Genomic DNA, 15,416 nt, shown 5'->3' on the forward strand with positions numbered 1-15,416 from the left:
TAACATAGTGGCTTACTAATCGTAAGCCCAGTATTCCAGCGCAGTACCCTGTGCGTATGGCGGATGACAGCGAGCAGGGGTGCCGGCAGGTCGACGTGAGCATCAGTCGCGTCTTCGAGCTGTTCGGCAAGCGCTGGACCGGGCCGATCGTCTCCGTGCTGCTTCAGCAGCCCGTGCACTTCGCCGTCCTGCGGCGGGCGATTCCGGGCATCAGTGAGCGCATGCTCTCGGATCGGTTGTCCGAACTCGGAACGGCCGGCCTGGTGGTCCGCGAGGTCGACGAGGGGCCACCGCTGCGGGTTTCGTACCGCCTGACGCAGGCCGGCGCCGCGATGGAGCCCGCGCTCAAGGAGTTGGGGCACTGGGCGGAGACGTACCTGAAGGGCGGTGGCGGCGGCGCCTGCTGAGCCGGGAGGCCGGGTCAGGAGCCGGGGGGCTGCGGGCCGGCCGGGTCGCTCGTCGAGTTGTAGCGCAGCAGGTACGTGGCGAACCGGTCCAGGTCTTCCGCGGACCAGTCGGCCAGGCGTTCCTGATAGGCGGCGCGACGGCTTGCCTGTGTCGAGGCGAGTGCCCGCGTTCCGGCCTCGGTGGGGTGCAGTACCTGGATGCGGTGATCGGCCGGATCCGGATGGCGCTCGACCAGGCCGAGCTTCTCCAGTGTGCTGACCTGCCGGCTGACCGTGGACTTGTCCAGCATGTAGTGCGAGGCGAGATCCGTGGCGCGGCAGCCCTGCCGGTCGTCGATGTGGGCCAGCAGTGTGTACGAGACCAGCGGCAGCTCCGGGTGGAGGCGGGCCGCGGCGGCGCGCGCACGGCGCGCGAAGGCGGTCAGTTCGCGCTGGATGACGTCCAGCGACTCTTCGCGTTCTCCGGGGGTGCCTGGCACGGGTTCGCCTTCCTCGAAAGTTCAGTTGTATAGTACAACGAAATGGGAGTTGTAAAAGCCAACTACCTCTCGAAGTGTCTGGAGTTCCCCGATGTCCACAGGCCCGAGTGCCGCTGCCGGCTCCACTGCCGCCGCACTGCGTCATGTGCTGAGCCACCTCGTCACGCCACTGCTGATGTGCGTCGGTATGGGGCTCGCCTACCTCGGGGCATTCCACGCCCCGGAGCCGCACGATCTGCGGGTGGACGTGGTCGGCTCGGGGCCGAGCGCGCAGGTGCTCGCCCAGACGCTGCAGGACAAGGGGGACGGGGCGCTGAGCGTCAGTACCGTCCCCGACCGCGCGACGGCGGCCGGCCATCTGAGGACGCAGACGAGCTACGGCGCCTATCTGCCGGGGAAGAGCCCCGAACTGCTGGTGGCCACCGCGTCCTCCGACACCAGCGCCACGGTGGTGCAGAAGGTCTTCACCGAGGTGGCGGCCGGGCAGGGCGCTCCGCTGAAGGTGACGGACACGGCCCCGACCGCGGACGGCGACCCGACCGGGCAGGGGATCTTCTTCCTGCTGGTCGCGGTGAGCATCGGTTCGTACGCGTCCGTCGCGGTGATCGGCGGGGCCGGTGCGGTCCTTGCGCTCCGGATCAGGGCGGGGCTGGCGGTTGCCGCGTCGTTCGTGGTGAGTGTGATCGGGGCGGTGTTCGCGGGGCCGTTGTTCGGGCTCGTGGACCACGGGCTCGGCGGTCTCTGGGCAATGGCGTGGCTCTACTCGGCGGGCATCCTGCTGATCGGTGTGGGGCTGCACACCTTCCTCAAGCGGTGGACCACGCTCGGCGTCATGGTGCTGTTCGTGATGCTCAACTTCACCAGCTCCGGCGGCATCTTCCGCCCCGAACTGCAGCCCGGCTTCTTCGGTGCGCTGCACTCCTTCTGGAACGGAGCCGGCTTCGTCGAGGGAGTCCGCAGCCATGTGTACTTCGGCGGCCACGCGCTCGGCGGGAACGTGCTGGTCCTGGCGCTCTGGTTCGTGGCGGGCCTGGTTGTGACAGCTGTGGCCGGCCTGGCCGAGCGGAGGCGTCGGGAAGCCGTGAACGATGCCGTGGACGAGGCCGTGAACGGGACCGCGCGCGAGGCCATGAGCGCGGCCCCGGGGGCAGCGACTGTGGCAGCCCCGGTGGAGGCTGTGGTGGCGGCTCCGGTGGCGGAGGGGATGGAGGAGGAGATGGAAGAGGCGGTCGGGGTCTGAGAGGGGTCTGAACGGGTTCTGAGCGGGGCTGGGAGTAGGCCGGTGAGAGGGCCTGAGCGGGAGTCCGGCCAGCATGCGGCCGCAGGCACGGGAGTTATCCACAGGTGGTCGGACCGGTCATCCACAGGGGCAGACGGCCGCCGGTGAACGGCGGTACCGTCATCGGTAGTTGATGTTGGACCGGGGCGGCGCCGGACGGCGGGTTCCGGCCGGGTCGGGGGAGGCTGTGCGTCATGAGCGAGACCGAAGCGGCTGTGCCGGTGCAGAGGGCTGCGGAGGAGGCTACGGAGGGCGGCCCGCGCATTCCGGTTGTGCCGGGGTTCGCCCGCCGGGCTCACCCGGGCAAGCGGGGCGGTCGGCAGTCGCCGAGAGAGGCGGGCAAGGCGCTGCGTGAGCGTGTGCCCCGCTCCTCGCACGAGTCGCTGGCCCTGCCGGCGGGCAGGCCCGGTGCGGTGCGGGCGGTCGAGGAGTCGAACCGGGGCCGGGTGCCCGCGCTCACGCCGATACGGGTGGGGCGGATGGCCGCCACCCCGTTCGCCTTTCTCCGGGGCTCGGCCGGGCTGATGGCCCATGACCTCGTGGGCACCCCCGTCACCGGGGTGGGCGCCCAGCTCTGCGGTGACGCGCATGCGGCCAACTTCGGGCTGTACGGCGATGCGCGCGGCAACCTGGTCATCGATCTGAACGACTTCGACGAGACCGTGTCCGGGCCGTGGGAGTGGGACCTCAAGCGCCTCGCCACCTCGCTGGTGCTCGCAGGCCGCGAGGCGGGCGCGGACGAGGAGACGTGCCGCAGAGGCGCGTACGACACGGTGGGTGCCTACCGGCGGACGATGAGGCTGCTCGCGAAGCTGCCCACACTCGACGCGTGGAATGCCATCGCCGACGAGGAACTCGTCTCGCACACGGACGCGCGGGATCTGCTCGGCACCCTGGAGCGGGTCTCGGAGAAGGCCCGTAACAACACCAGTGCGCGCTTCGCCGCGAAGTCCACGGAGGACTCCGGGGACGGCGGGCGCCGCTTCGTCGACTCGCCTCCGGTGCTGCGCCGTGTGCCGGACGCGGAGGCCGCCGCCGTGGCGGCGGGGCTCGGCGACTATCTGGGCACCGTCTCGCAGGACCGGGTCCCCCTGCTCGCGCGCTACGCGATCCACGACGTGGCGTTCCGGGTGGTCGGCACGGGGAGCGTGGGCACCCGGTCGTACGTGGTGCTGCTGCTGGACCACCGGGGGGAGCCGCTGGTGCTCCAGGTGAAGGAGGCCAGGCCTTCGGTGCTGGCGCCCTATCTGCCGGCCGTGGGATTCGATGTTCCGGAGGTGGAGCACGAAGGGCGCCGGGTGGTGCTCGGGCAGAAGACGATGCAGGTCGTCAGCGACATCCTGCTGGGCTGGGCGACCGTGGACGGGCGCCCGTTCCAGGTGAGGCAGTTCAGGAACCGCAAGGGCAGCGTCGACCCGGCGGCCCTGGCGGCCGACCAGGTCGACGACTACGGCCGGATGACAGGCGCGCTGCTGGCCCGCGCTCATGCGCACAGCGCCGATCCGAGGCTGATCGCGGGCTACTGCGGCAAGAACGACGAGTTGGACGAGGCGGTGGCGGCGTTCGCGGTGACCTACGCGGACCGCACGGAGGCGGACCATGCCGAGCTCGTGCAGGCGATCGGCTCGGGCCGGATAGCCGCCGAGCCCGGGGTGTGACGCCCGTTGCGGCGACCGCGCGTCTTCGGGGCGTCGGCTGTGGCCATACGCTGGACGGGTGACCCACGAAGCCGCCGGGGTGCCGACCACCCGGAACGACGATGACCGGCCGGACCACGACCAGCAGCACGGGCAGTCCGGCCGCCCGGCCGACGCGCCTGCGGAGACCGCCGCCGCCGAGGCCCCGGTGGCGGGCGAAGGTGCCGCTGACGCCGGTTCCGCGAGCGCCGGTTCCGGGAGTTCCGGCTCCGGCGACGCGGGTTCCGCTGACGGCGGTGCCGGTGGAGATATCGCCGGAGATACAGCCGGAGCTGCCGACGGGAGCGCTGAGCAGGCGCGGCCCGAGGCGCGGCTCGCGCATGCTGTGCGGGTGGCCGAGCAGGCCCTGATCGAGTTCGAGATCGCGGTGGAGACCTTCCGGGTCGAGGTGGAGAACTTCTCCCGGCTCCACCACCAGCGGCTGGGCCCGATGTACGCCCGCCTGGACGAGCTCGACGCGCAGATCGCGGAGGCCCGGGCCGCCAGGACCGGCGACCCCGAGGATCTGCGCAAGGCGCAGGAGGCGCGGTCCATGGTGATGCCCATGCCGGGCGTCGACGAGCTGTTCCACGACTGGATGGACTCCGACGGCCTCTCCCCCGAGGCGAGCGCGATGCTGACCGAGCAGCCCGTCCGGCCGCCGAAGCGGGTCAGGCCGACCGAGGAGGCCCGCAAGCTCTACCGCGAGCTGGCCCGCAAGGCCCATCCGGATCTGGCCCAGGACGAGACGGAGCGGGCCCGCCGGGACGAGTTCATCACCCGGGTCAACGCCGCCTACGGCCGTGGGGACGAGACACTGCTCAAGGAGCTGGCCCAGGAGTGGGCGGCCGGGCCCGCAGCTCCGGAACCTGAGCTCGGTGAGGCCGATGAGCTCTATGCCCGGCTGAACTGGCTGACCCAGCGCAAGGAACTGCTGACGGTGCTCGCCCAGGAGCTCGAGCAGAGCGCGATCGGCGCCATGCTGCGGATGGCCCCGGACGATCCGGACCACCTGCTCGAAGAGATCGCCGATCAGCTGCTGGGTGAGGTTTCCCAGCGTGAGGCGGAGCTGGCGGGACTGGTGCAGTAGCGTTTCCGGTGACTCCGGAGCGTCTTGACGAGAGAAGGCATGACCCATGAATTTCGGCCCGCTTCCCACGGTCGATGTCGCGGCGGTTCCGGCGGACGGCTTCGTGCTGGACGTCCGGGAGAACGACGAATGGGCGGCCGGGCACGTCGATGGTGCCCTGCACATCCCGATGAGTGACTTCGTGGGCCGCTTCGGTGAGCTGACCGAAGCGGCGGAGGACGGCCGGCGCGTGCACGTGATGTGCCGGGTCGGTGGCCGGTCCGCCCAGGTCACCCAGTACCTGGTGCAGCAGGGCATCGACGCCGTGAACATCGACGGCGGAATGCTCGCCTGGGACGGTGCGGGGCGCCCGATGGTCAGCGACAGCGGCAACGAGGCCTTCGTCGTCTGAGCCTGGGCGAGCCGGGCCGAGGCGAGGCGAGCTGAGCCCGGGAGAGCTGAGCCGGGCTGAGCCGGGAGAGCGGAGCTGAGCCGGGAGGGCCGGGTTCCGGTTGTCCGGTTCCCTGGTGTGTCTCGGTCTGGCTCGGTGTGGCGCGGTGCGGTGTGTTCAGTCGAGGGAGTGCGCGGCCAGCAGGTCGCCCAGTGCCTCCTCATGGGCCGCGGCCGGGCCGAGGGAGAGTTCGATCTGCTTCGCCCAGGCGTGGAAGCGGTGCAGCGGGTAGTCCGTGTCCGCGCCGAAGCCGCCGTGCAGGTGCTGTGCCGTCTGTACGACCCGGCGGACGCCGTCCGACGCCCAGATCTTCGCCACGGCCACGTCGCCCGCCGGGGGCAGCGTGCCGCTCCCGCCGGTGGCGATCCGCCAGGCCGCCTGCCAGAGGGTCACCTCCATGGCCCGCAGATCGATGTAGCGGTCCGCGGCCTGCACGGCGACGGACTGGAAGGTCGCCACGGGGAAGCCGAACTGTTCGCGCTTTCCGGTGTACTGGCTCGTCATCGCCAGTACCGCCTCACCCAATCCCAGCGCGAGCGCGCACGTTCCGGTGGTGAGGAGCGCGTGCAGCCACTCCCAGGCACCGGCGGCGTCGATCAGCTCGCGTCGCTCGATCCGTACCGCGTCCAGCCGTACCTCGCCGAACAGTTCGCCGCTGGTGGAGACCTGTTCGGCGATCGTGACGCCCTCGTGGCCACGACGGACCAGGGCCAGGACCGCCCGGCCCGCACCGGTGTGGGCGGGCACCGCGATCCAGTCCGCGGTCTGCGCCCACGGCACGGCCGTCTGCACACCGTCGAGCACCCAGCGGGTGTCCGAGCCGTCCGGGCTTGCGGTGACGGCGAGTTCGGCCGGGTCGTGGCCCGAGCGCCCGTTGGCCCCGACAGTGAGGACCAGCTCACCCCGGCCGACGGCCGGCAGCAGCTCGGTGGCCAACTCCCGGTCGCCGAAGCGCTGGAGCACCATCGCGACCGCGCACGTTTCCAGCAGCGGGACCCGCGCAAGGACCTTCGCGGACTCGCGCAGCACCAGGCAGAGCGCGATCAGGTCGAGGCCCGCCCCGCCGTGCTCGGACGACAGCGTCAGGCTCAGCAGGTCGCCTGCGGCGAGACCGGCCCACAGCGGGCGGTCGATGTCCTCGGCCACCGCGCCCGGTACGAGCGCGGGGCTGGGGACCGCGTCGGGCGCGACGCCCGAGAAGACCGCCCGTGCCGCCTCGACGGCTGCCTGCTGTTCCTCGGTGAAGGTGAAGTCCACTGTCCTGGCCTCCCACGAACCGCTGTGCCCCTACCCGGACCTGACGGAGCGTCAAGATAGAACAGGTTCTACAAGAAGGGAACAGTCGCGGTGTGGGGTGCGGTGTGCGGTGTGCGCGGGCGGTGGCAGGGGCGGCTGCGGATGGGCGGAACGGGCGGACGGGCCGACCGACGGGCGGACGGGCCGCGGAAGGCTTCGGTCAGCGGTCGAAGTCGAGCTCCACCTCCCCGGTCACCGGATGGGACTGGCAGGCGAGCACGTAGCCCGCGCCCGTCTCCTCCGGCTCCAGCGCGAAGTTGCGGTCCATCCGCACCTCGCCCGAGACCAGGAAGGCCCGGCAGGTGCCGCACACGCCCCCCTTGCAGGCGTACGGCGCGTCGGAACGGCTGCGCAACACCGTCTCCAGCAGCGATTCGCCCTCCTGCACCGGCCACTTGCCCGAGCGGCCGTCCAAGGTCGCCGTCAGCATGCTGTCGGAGGGGGCCTCGATCCGGGGCAGGGCTGATGCGCCAGGCCCGTCGTCGACGTGGAAGATCTCCTGGTGGACACGGGTCCGGTCGACGCCCAGATCCTGCAGTGCGCTCTCGGCGGACCGGACAAGGCCGAGGGGGCCGCACAGATACCAGCCGTCCACCTCGGCCACCGGAAGCAGCGCGGGCAGCAGACCGGTGAGCCGCTCGCGGTCCAGCCGGCCCGAGGGGAGCCCGGCCTGCTGTTCCTCCCGGGAGAGCGCGGTGACCAGCTGGAAACGGTCCGGGTAGCGGTCCTTGAGGTCGGCGACCTCGTCCAGGAACATCGTCGACGCAGCGGTCCGGTCGCTGCGGATCAGGCAGAACGAGGCTTCCGGCTCGCGTGCCAGCAGCGTCGCCGCGATGGACAGCACCGGGGTGATCCCGCTGCCGCCGACGACCGCCGCGAACTGCCCGGCGCGCGGGGTGAGCACGAAACGCCCCATCGGGGGCATCGCCTCGACCTGATCGCCGACGGCCAGTTCCTTGAGCGCGTACGTGGAGAACACACCGCCGTCGACCAGCCTGATGCCCACCCGTAGTGCCGGGTCGGCCGGCTGCTCGGTGGCCGGTGCGCAGATCGAGTACGAGCGGCGGACCTCCTCGCCGTCGACGGTGTAGCGGACATTGAGGTGCTGGCCGGGCTTGTGGCGGAAGGTCTCGCGCAGTTCCGGCGGTACGGCGAAGTCGACGGCGACCGAATCGTCCGTGAGCCGTTCGATCGCGCTGACCCGGAGCGGATGGAACATCTACAACTCCTTGAAGTGGTCGAACGGTTCGCGGCATGCCACACACCGGCGCAGCGCCTTGCACGCCGTGGAGGAGAACCGGCTCAGCAGTTCCGTGTCGGTGGAGCCGCAGTGCGGGCAGCGCACCGACAGGGTGAGCGGCACAGGTCCGGCGGAGGGGGAGGCGGCGTCGTGCGGCCGAGGGGGCGCTATGCCGAACTCTGTTAGCTTGCGGCGGCCCTCCGCGCTGATGTCGTCCGTTGACCAGGCGGGCGCGAGGACGGTGACCACGGAGACCTCGGTCATGCCGTGGTCGTGCAGTACGCGCTCGATGTCGCTGGACATGGTCTCTATCGCCGGGCAGCCGGTGTAGGTGGGGGTGAGCCGGACCGTGACGCGGCCCGGCGCGAGCACCTCCACGCCCCGGAGCACACCCAGCTCCTCCAGGGTCAGCACCGGCAGCTCCGGGTCGGGGACGGAGCCCGCCAGGCCGCGGAGCTCCTCCTCGAGCGATGTCCACGTCACCATGACGCCCCCGGGTGGCTGCGGTGCAGATGCTGCATCTCGGCGATCATCCGGCCGAAGGACTCCGTGTGGATGCCCTGCCTGCCCGCTCCGGCCGTCCAGGCACCGGACTGGGGCCCGGCCGGTACCGTCAGCGTGGCCTGCTCCAGGAGGACGGTGACGGAAGCCAGCCAGTCGCCCTGCAGGGCCGCCCAGTCCACATCGAGGCCTTCGACGGGCTGGAACAGCTCACCGGTGAACCGCCACAGCCCGTCCACCGCCCGCTGCATCCGGTCGTGGCTCTCCGCCGTCCCGTCGCCGAGGCGCAGCGTCCACTGCTCGGCGTGGTCACGGTGGTAGGCGACCTCCTTGACGGCCTTGGCCGCGATCCCGGCGAACTCGCCGTCACCGGCGGCCAGCTGTTCGTAGAGCCCGTGCTGGTGGACGGAGAAGTAGAGCTGGCGGGCGATGGTGTGGGCGAAATCGCCATTGGGCTGCTCGACCAGCTGGACGTTGCGGAAGGCGCGCTCCTCGCGCAGATACGCCAACTCGTCCTCGTCACCGACGAGCGAGAGCAGCAGGCGGGCCTGGCCCAGCAGGTCCAGCGCGATGTTGGTGAGGGCGACTTCCTCCTCCAGTACGGGGGCGTGGCCCGCCCACTCCCCCAGCCGGTGGGAGAGCACCAGTGCGTCGTCGCCGAGGGCGAGGGCCGCGCTCACAGGTGCTTCACCCCGTCCGGGATCTTGTAGAAGGTGGGGTGGCGGTAGGGCTTGTCGCCCGCCGGCTCGAAGAACGTGTCCTTCTCGTCCGGCGAGGATGCCGTGATCTGGGTGGACGGCACCACCCAGACGGAGACACCTTCGGACCGGCGGGTGTACAGATCGCGTGCGTTGCGCAGGGCCATCTCGGCATCCGGGGCGTGCAGGCTGCCGGCGTGGGTGTGGGACAGCCCGCGCCGCGAGCGCACGAACACCTCCCACAGCGGCCAGTCGGTCGAGCTGCTCATGCTGTCGCCTCCCCGTTCGGTACAACGTTCGGTACAACGTCTGCTACAACGTCTGCTGCCACTGTCTGCTGGGCGCGGTTCTGCTTCTCTGCGTAGGCGGCCGCCGCGTCACGGACCCAGGCGCCTTCCTCGTGCGCACGGCGGCGCTGGGTGAGGCGTTGCTCGTTGCACGGCCCGTTGCCCTTGAGGACCTCCTGGAACTCCGTCCAGTCGATCGCTCCGAAGTCGTGCTGGCCGCGCTCCTCGTTCCACCGGAGGTCCGGGTCGGGGAGGGTGAGGCCCAGTACCTCCGCCTGCGGGACGCAGATGTCGACGAAGCGCTGCCGCAGCTCGTCGTTGGAATGCCGCTTGATCTTCCAGGTCATCGACTGGGCGGAGTGCGACGAGGCGTCGTCCGGCGGGCCGAACATCATCAGCGACGGCCACCACCAGCGGTTCACCGCGTCCTGTGCCATCTCGTGCTGCGCGGCCGTCCCGTTGCTGAGGGCCAGCAGGAGCTCGTAGCCCTGGCGCTGGTGGAAGGACTCCTCCTTGCAGATGCGGACCATCGCGCGGGCGTACGGACCGTAGGAGCATCGGCACAGCGGCACCTGGTTGGTGATCGCGGCGCCGTCCACGAGCCAGCCGATCGCGCCGACGTCCGCCCAGGTCAGAGTCGGATAATTGAAGATCGACGAATACCTCTGACGGCCCGCGTGCAGCTTGTCGAGCAGCTCCTCGCGGCCGGTGCCGAGCGTTTCGGCCGCGCTGTACAGGTACAGGCCGTGCCCCGCCTCGTCCTGCACCTTGGCGATCAGGATGGCCTTGCGGCGCAGCGAGGGGGCGCGGGTGATCCAGTTGGCCTCGGGCTGCATGCCGATGATTTCGGAGTGCGCGTGCTGGGCCATCTGCCTGACCAGCGAGGCGCGGTAGGCGTCGGGCATCCAGTCCCGTGGCTCGATGCGCTCGTCGGCCGCCACGGCCGCGTCGAAGACCGCCGTCAGGGCCTCGTGCGCCCCATCGGTACTGCCCGCTGTCGCCTGCGCTGTCTGGCCCGCAGTCACTGCCGCCATCCCGGACTCCCTACCGACCGATCGTTCGGTTCAATGTCTTCAATGGTGAGTCTGCGGCCCGTAGGGTGTCAACCCTGTGGATAACTGACCGGGATCGACGGGGATCGGGGCGGGATGGATTCGTACGACGACAGGGGCGTCGGCGACGGCGACGGACGTGTTGCCGGTCTTGAACCAGGGGTGGTTCCCGAGCCGCGCACGGAGCCTGTTCCGGGGCAGGCCAGGGGGCCGGTTCCCGGACCGCTCCCAGACCCCGTTCCGGAGCCGGTTCCCGGGTCGGACGCGGAGTCGATTCCCGGGTCGGATGCGGAGCCGATTCCCGGGTCGGATGCGGAGCCGATTCCCGGGTCGGATGCGGACCCTACTGCCGAGCGGCGAACCGGTCCGACCGCCGAGCGGCGACCCGATCCGGCCGCCGAACAGACCGCCGAGCCGGCCCCCGAACGGGAGCCTCGCGCCGGGATGGCGGGGCTGTCGTTTCCGTACCAGGTCGTCGCCGCCGTGGCGCTCTCGGTGATCGGGCTGCTCACCTGCGTTCAGCTGGCGATGGTGTTTCTGCACGTCGCGCCGTCCAACACGCTGACCAAGCAGCACGGCAAGGCGGTCGACCAATGGATCTATCCCGAGTTCGAGCAGAACTGGAAGCTCTTCGCCCCCAATCCGCTGCAGCAGAACATCGCCGTGCACGTACGGGCTGAGATAGCCGGTACCGACGGCCGCCGCACCACCCCCTGGATGAACCTCTCGACCGAGGACGGCAACGCGATACGTGGCAACCTGCTGCCCAGCCACGTCCAGCAGAACGAACTCCGCCGGGGCTGGGACTTCTACCTCGGCTCCCACGACGACCGGAACCGTGCCAACGGGCTGCGCGGCACCCTCTCCGAGCAGTACATCCGCCGGATCGTGATGCTGCGCCTCGGCGGACACGACTACGGCGGTACCGTCGAACGCATCCAGATCCGCTCCGAGGTGCGGTCCGTCGCGGCGCCGGCGTGGAGCGACGAGAAGACCAGTACGAAACCGTCCTACCGGGTACTGCCCTGGTGGACCGTCACCGCGGCCGACCTCCCCGAGGGCTCGGCGGACCAGAAGGAGACGGACCAGTGAGCACGCCCGGCCCCGACCGCAGGCTCGCCCGCGGTGTCCAGCGCATCACCGCCTCGTCCCTCGGCCCGTACCAGAGCGCCGTCATCCGGATCGGCTTCTCCGCCACCTACCTGCTGTTCCTGCTGCGCGAGCTGCCGCACCGGCGCGAGATGTACGGGCCCGACGCGCCCTGGCGCTGGGACATGGCGGATCAGCTGATCTCGAACAACCAGGCCTTCACCACCCTCATGTGGTCGAGCAGCGCGGTCTGGTTCGAGATCGTTTACGCGCTGGCGCTGATCTCCGCCGCGCTGCTGTTGGTGGGCTGGCACACCCGCGCCATGTCCGTCCTGTTCATGGTCGGTGTGCTCTCGCTGCAGAACCGCAGCATCTTCATGGGCGACGGCGGTGACAACGTCATCCACCTGATGGCGATCTACATGGTGCTGACCCGGTGCGGGCAGGTCTGGTCGCTGGATGCCCGCCGGGCGGCGCGCGGAGCCCGTGCGACGGAGGTCGCGGGGGCCGACGGGGGGCCTTCCGCGCGATCGCTGCGCGGCGATGTGGTCGGTCCCTTGTTGTGGGTGGCGTTCGGTGCCGTCCTCCTCGGCGCCACGGTGACGGACAGCCTGGGTGGAACGGCCTGGCTGCCGGTGCTGTTCTGGGTCCTGTGGACCGGCCACGGCGCCTGGTGGGCCGTTAACCGGTACGCACCGCACAGCGAGCCACGCACGCTGCTCGACGTCATCGCCAACCTCGCCCACAACGCCACCCTCGTGGTGATCATGGCCGAGGTCTGCCTGATCTACTCCACCGCTGGCTGGTACAAGATCCAGGGTTCGAGGTGGCAGGACGGCACGGCGCTGTACTACCCGCTCAAGCTCCACTACTTCACACCGTGGCCCGCCCTCTCGGACATCCTCGCGGCAAGCGGTGTGATGGTGATGGTGCTGACGTACGCCACGGTCATCGTGCAGGTCGCGTTCCCCTTCACCCTGTTCAACCGGCGGGTCAAGAACGTCCTGCTCGTCGTGATGATCTGCGAGCACGCCGGTATCGCCCTGCTGCTGGGGCTGCCCTTCTTCTCGATGGCCATGATCGCCGCGGATGCCGTCTTCCTGCCGACCGTCTTCCTGGTGTGGCTGGGAGGGCGGGCCGCGCTCGGCCGGGATCTGCTGTTCCGGGCGCGTGGCTCGGTGCCGGAGCCCAGGGGCGGTGCCGACGACAGGGAGGCACCGCAGCACGGAGGCGGCGGTGGCCATACGCTCGTCGGGTGAGCAGCGAGAACGGCAGCACAGCCGGCAGCGGTAGCACCGGCAGCGATAGCGGCAGCGCCGGCAGTAGCAGTGGTAATCCGTCGGCGGACGAGCCGGCCCAGTACGACGACGGGTTCGGAGCGGAGATCGGCGTCGGGCCGCACCCGCTTCCCTGGCCCGAGGGCGAGCGATACGACCCCGAGCTGCTCGCGCACGGCGACCGGCGCAATGTCGGCGACGCGTACCGGTACTGGACCCGGGAGGCGATCGTCGCCGATCTTGATCTGCGGCGGCACGACTTCCATGTGGCGGTGGAGAACTGGGGCCACGACTTCAATATCGGCTCAGTGGTACGGACCGCGAACGCCTTCCTCGCCAAGGAGATCCACATCGTGGGGCGGCGGCGCTGGAACCGGCGCGGGGCGATGGTCACCGACCGCTACCAGCATGTGCGCCACCACCCCGACACTGCGGACCTGACCGCCTGGGCCGCGGCGGAGGGGCTGCCGATCATCGGGATCGACAATCTGCCGGGGGCGGTGCCGCTGGAGCGGACCGCGTTGCCGCGGCGGTGTGTGCTGCTGTTCGGGCAGGAGGGGCCGGGGCTGACGGAGGAGGCCCGGAAGCACGCGTCGATGGTGTGTTCCATCGCGCAGTTCGGGTCCACCCGGTCGATCAACGCGGGGGCGGCGGCGGCGATCGCGATGCACGCGTGGGTGCAGCGGTATGCGGAGATTCCTGGGGAGACGGCCGGGGCCGGGGCGTAGGGGGCGCCGGGCGCGGGCGGGTGCCTGCGGCGCTGTCCCCCCTACCGGCCCCTTCCCGTAACCGGGGGGCTCGGGCCCCGGCCCCCCGGTCTCCAAACGCCGGGCGGGCGGGGGCGTGCCAAGCCGGAGTCAGCGTTGGCGGCGGACTTCCAGGGTGCGGAAACGGTTGGAGACGAAAGCTCCGTCGCACAGGGCCGCGTTGGCCGCCGGGTTTCCGCCCGAACCGTGGAAGTCGGAGAACGCCGCCGTCTGGTTCACGTACACCCCGCCCGTCAGGTTCAGCGAGAGCTGGGCCGACTCGTCCAGGCAGACGTCCACCACCGTGCTCTCCACCTCCGGTGACGTGGTGTACGCGCCCACCGTCATCGCACCCTTTTCACGGATCGTGCGGCGCAAGAGATCCACCGCGTCCGCCGTCGAATCGACCGCGACCGCGAACGCGACCGGGCCGAAGCACTCCGACAGGTAGGGGGAGTCGTCATCCGGCTTGGCGCCGTCAAGCTTGACGATCAGCGGCGTACGCACGACCGCCGCCGGGAACTCGGGGTTGGCCACTTCCCTTGAGGGCAGGGCGACTTCGCCGAGCTGCGCGGCCGCCTCCAGACGGGCCCGCACCTCCGGATTGACGAGGGCGCCGAGCAGCCCGTTGGCCCGTGCGTCGTCACCGAGGAGTCCGGTGACCGCCGCTGCGATGTCGTCGACCACGTCCTCGTACGTCTTGTCGCCCACGTCCGTCGTGATCCCGGCCCGGGGGATCAGCAGGTTCTGCGGGGTGGTGCACATCTGGCCGCTGTAGAGGGAGAGCGAGAACGCCAGGTTGGCCAGCATGCCGCGGTAGTCGTCGGTGGAGTCGACGACGATCGTGTTGACCCCGGCCTTCTCCGTGTAGACCTGCGCCTGGCGGGCGTTGGCCTCCAGCCAGTCGCCGAACGCCGTGGAGCCCGTGTAGTCGATGATCTTGATCTCGGGGCGTACCGCCAGGGACTTGGCGATGGCCTCGCCCGGGCGCTCGACGGCCAGCGCGACGAGGTTCGGGTCGAAGCCCGCCTCCGTCAGCACCTCGCGTGCCAGCTGGACGGTGAGGGCCAGCGGGAGCACCGCGCGGGGATGCGGTTTGACCAGGACGGGGTTGCCGGTGGCGAGGGAGGCGAAGAGGCCCGGATAGCCGTTCCACGTGGGGAAGGTGTTGCAGCCGATCAACAGGGAGATTCCGCGGCCCGCCGCGGTGAACGTCTTGTGCAGCTCGATCGGGTCACGCTTGCCCTGCGGCTTGGACCAGTCCGCCGTGCGAGGGACGCGGATCTGCTCCTCGTACGCGTACGCCACCGCCTCCAGACCGCGGTCCTGCGCGTGCGGGCCACCGGCCTGGAACGCCATCATGAAGGCCTGGCCGCTGGTGTGCATGACCGCGTGGCCGAACTCGTGGGTACGGGAGCTGATCCGGGAAAGGATCTCCAGACAGACCAGAGCCCGCGTCTCGGGGCCCGCGTCGCGCCAGGCCGGCATCCCCGCGCGCATGGCCGGGATCAGGACGTCCATGTCGGCGTGCGGATACTCGACGCCGAGCTCCGGCCCGTACGGGGACGTCTCCCCGCCCGTCCATCCGTCGGTGCCCGGCTGGCCGAGGTCGATACGGGTGTTCAGCACGGCGTCGAACGCGGCCTTGCCCTCGGCGGCGCCCAGGCTGCCGGGGGAGCCGCCCTCGCCGTACGCCTTGGGGTGCTCGGGGTGCGGGGACCAGTAGGCACGCGAGCGGATCGCGTCGAGGGCCCGGTCGAGCGTGGGGCGGTGCTTCTCGGTCAGCAGGTGCGGGGAGAGCTCGGCGGCCATGACGGACCAACTCCTCATCGAGCTGGGCAGGGACGGGCGGACAGAGTTAGAGTAACC

The 15,416-nt window shown here is 70.6% G+C and carries 16 protein-coding genes; 8 read left to right on the forward strand and 8 right to left on the reverse strand.

What is annotated here, in order from left to right; translation table 11 throughout:
* Nucleotides 1-56: 56 nt before the first annotated feature.
* Complete coding sequence (locus ACFVJX_RS17825) at nucleotides 57-407, forward strand: winged helix-turn-helix transcriptional regulator (RefSeq protein ID WP_384122667.1); 351 nt, start codon at nucleotides 57-59, stop codon at nucleotides 405-407.
* A 14-nt stretch (nucleotides 408-421) separates the two neighbouring features.
* On the opposite strand, the gene ACFVJX_RS17830 is transcribed toward ACFVJX_RS17825, so the two are convergent.
* Nucleotides 422-886: a MarR family winged helix-turn-helix transcriptional regulator gene (locus tag ACFVJX_RS17830; RefSeq protein ID WP_384122669.1), complete on the reverse strand. Its 465-nt coding sequence runs from the start codon at nucleotides 884-886 to the stop codon at nucleotides 422-424.
* A gap of 91 nt (nucleotides 887-977) precedes the next feature.
* Here ACFVJX_RS17830 and ACFVJX_RS17835 point away from each other — a divergent pair, with 91 nt between their 5' ends.
* The 4 genes from ACFVJX_RS17835 (at nucleotide 978) to ACFVJX_RS17850 (ending at nucleotide 5,322) form a co-directional block, all read left to right on the forward strand.
* Complete coding sequence (locus ACFVJX_RS17835; protein WP_384122671.1) at nucleotides 978-2,126, forward strand: hypothetical protein; 1,149 nt, start codon at nucleotides 978-980, stop codon at nucleotides 2,124-2,126.
* A gap of 233 nt (nucleotides 2,127-2,359) precedes the next feature.
* A complete protein-coding gene (locus ACFVJX_RS17840; protein WP_384122673.1) occupies nucleotides 2,360-3,823 on the forward strand; it encodes a DUF2252 domain-containing protein in 1,464 nt (487 codons plus the stop codon).
* Nucleotides 3,824-3,881: 58 nt separating this feature from the next.
* Entirely contained in the window at nucleotides 3,882-4,931 is a 1,050-nt protein-coding gene (locus tag ACFVJX_RS17845; RefSeq protein ID WP_384122675.1) for a hypothetical protein, read from the forward strand.
* A 46-nt stretch (nucleotides 4,932-4,977) separates the two neighbouring features.
* Nucleotides 4,978-5,322, forward strand: coding sequence for a rhodanese-like domain-containing protein (locus ACFVJX_RS17850; RefSeq protein ID WP_384122677.1), 345 nt, complete (start codon nucleotides 4,978-4,980; stop codon nucleotides 5,320-5,322).
* 156 nt (nucleotides 5,323-5,478) lie between these two features.
* Here the strand turns inward: ACFVJX_RS17850 and ACFVJX_RS17855 are convergent, their stop codons facing one another.
* The 6 genes from ACFVJX_RS17855 to paaA all read right to left on the reverse strand — a co-directional run bounded on the left by ACFVJX_RS17855 (nucleotide 5,479) and on the right by paaA (nucleotide 10,417).
* A complete protein-coding gene (locus ACFVJX_RS17855; RefSeq protein ID WP_384122679.1) occupies nucleotides 5,479-6,618 on the reverse strand; it encodes an acyl-CoA dehydrogenase family protein in 1,140 nt (379 codons plus the stop codon).
* Between the two features lie 199 nt (nucleotides 6,619-6,817).
* Entirely contained in the window at nucleotides 6,818-7,876 is a 1,059-nt protein-coding gene (locus ACFVJX_RS17860; protein WP_384122681.1) for a 2Fe-2S iron-sulfur cluster-binding protein, read from the reverse strand.
* Nucleotides 7,877-8,383, reverse strand: coding sequence for a 1,2-phenylacetyl-CoA epoxidase subunit PaaD (gene paaD, locus ACFVJX_RS17865; RefSeq protein WP_384122682.1), 507 nt, complete (start codon nucleotides 8,381-8,383; stop codon nucleotides 7,877-7,879).
* The gene (paaC, locus tag ACFVJX_RS17870; RefSeq protein ID WP_384122684.1) at nucleotides 8,377-9,078 is read right to left on the reverse strand and encodes a 1,2-phenylacetyl-CoA epoxidase subunit PaaC; all 702 of its coding nucleotides are present in this window, start codon (nucleotides 9,076-9,078) and stop codon (nucleotides 8,377-8,379) included. Before paaC ends, paaD begins: the two co-directional genes overlap by 7 nt.
* Entirely contained in the window at nucleotides 9,075-9,365 is a 291-nt protein-coding gene (paaB, locus tag ACFVJX_RS17875) for a 1,2-phenylacetyl-CoA epoxidase subunit PaaB (RefSeq protein ID WP_384122686.1), read from the reverse strand. The genes paaC and paaB overlap by 4 nt, the downstream gene beginning before the upstream one ends.
* On the reverse strand, nucleotides 9,362-10,417 hold the full coding sequence (gene paaA, locus ACFVJX_RS17880) for a 1,2-phenylacetyl-CoA epoxidase subunit PaaA (protein ID WP_384122688.1): 1,056 nt from the start codon (nucleotides 10,415-10,417) through the stop codon (nucleotides 9,362-9,364). The genes paaB and paaA overlap by 4 nt, the downstream gene beginning before the upstream one ends.
* A 114-nt stretch (nucleotides 10,418-10,531) precedes the next feature.
* Here paaA and ACFVJX_RS17885 point away from each other — a divergent pair, with 114 nt between their 5' ends.
* From ACFVJX_RS17885 to ACFVJX_RS17895, 3 genes are read left to right on the forward strand one after another with little or no spacing between them, the layout of a single operon-like run.
* The gene (locus tag ACFVJX_RS17885) at nucleotides 10,532-11,527 is read left to right on the forward strand and encodes a DUF5819 family protein (RefSeq protein WP_384122690.1); all 996 of its coding nucleotides are present in this window, start codon (nucleotides 10,532-10,534) and stop codon (nucleotides 11,525-11,527) included.
* Nucleotides 11,524-12,783, forward strand: a complete 1,260-nt coding sequence (locus tag ACFVJX_RS17890; RefSeq protein ID WP_384122692.1) for an HTTM domain-containing protein — start codon at nucleotides 11,524-11,526, stop codon at nucleotides 12,781-12,783. The genes ACFVJX_RS17885 and ACFVJX_RS17890 overlap by 4 nt, the downstream gene beginning before the upstream one ends.
* On the forward strand, nucleotides 12,780-13,529 hold the full coding sequence (locus ACFVJX_RS17895) for a TrmH family RNA methyltransferase (RefSeq protein ID WP_384122694.1): 750 nt from the start codon (nucleotides 12,780-12,782) through the stop codon (nucleotides 13,527-13,529). Before ACFVJX_RS17890 ends, ACFVJX_RS17895 begins: the two co-directional genes overlap by 4 nt.
* Before the next feature lie 129 nt (nucleotides 13,530-13,658).
* On the opposite strand, the gene paaN is transcribed toward ACFVJX_RS17895, so the two are convergent.
* Nucleotides 13,659-15,359 (reverse strand): phenylacetic acid degradation protein PaaN, encoded by a 1,701-nt coding sequence (gene paaN / locus ACFVJX_RS17900; RefSeq protein WP_384122696.1) that lies wholly within the window; start codon nucleotides 15,357-15,359, stop codon nucleotides 13,659-13,661.
* Nucleotides 15,360-15,416 lie beyond the last annotated feature (57 nt).

The organism is Streptomyces sp. NPDC127177, from assembly GCF_042672475.1.
Lineage (GTDB): Bacteria > Actinomycetota > Actinomycetes > Streptomycetales > Streptomycetaceae > Streptomyces.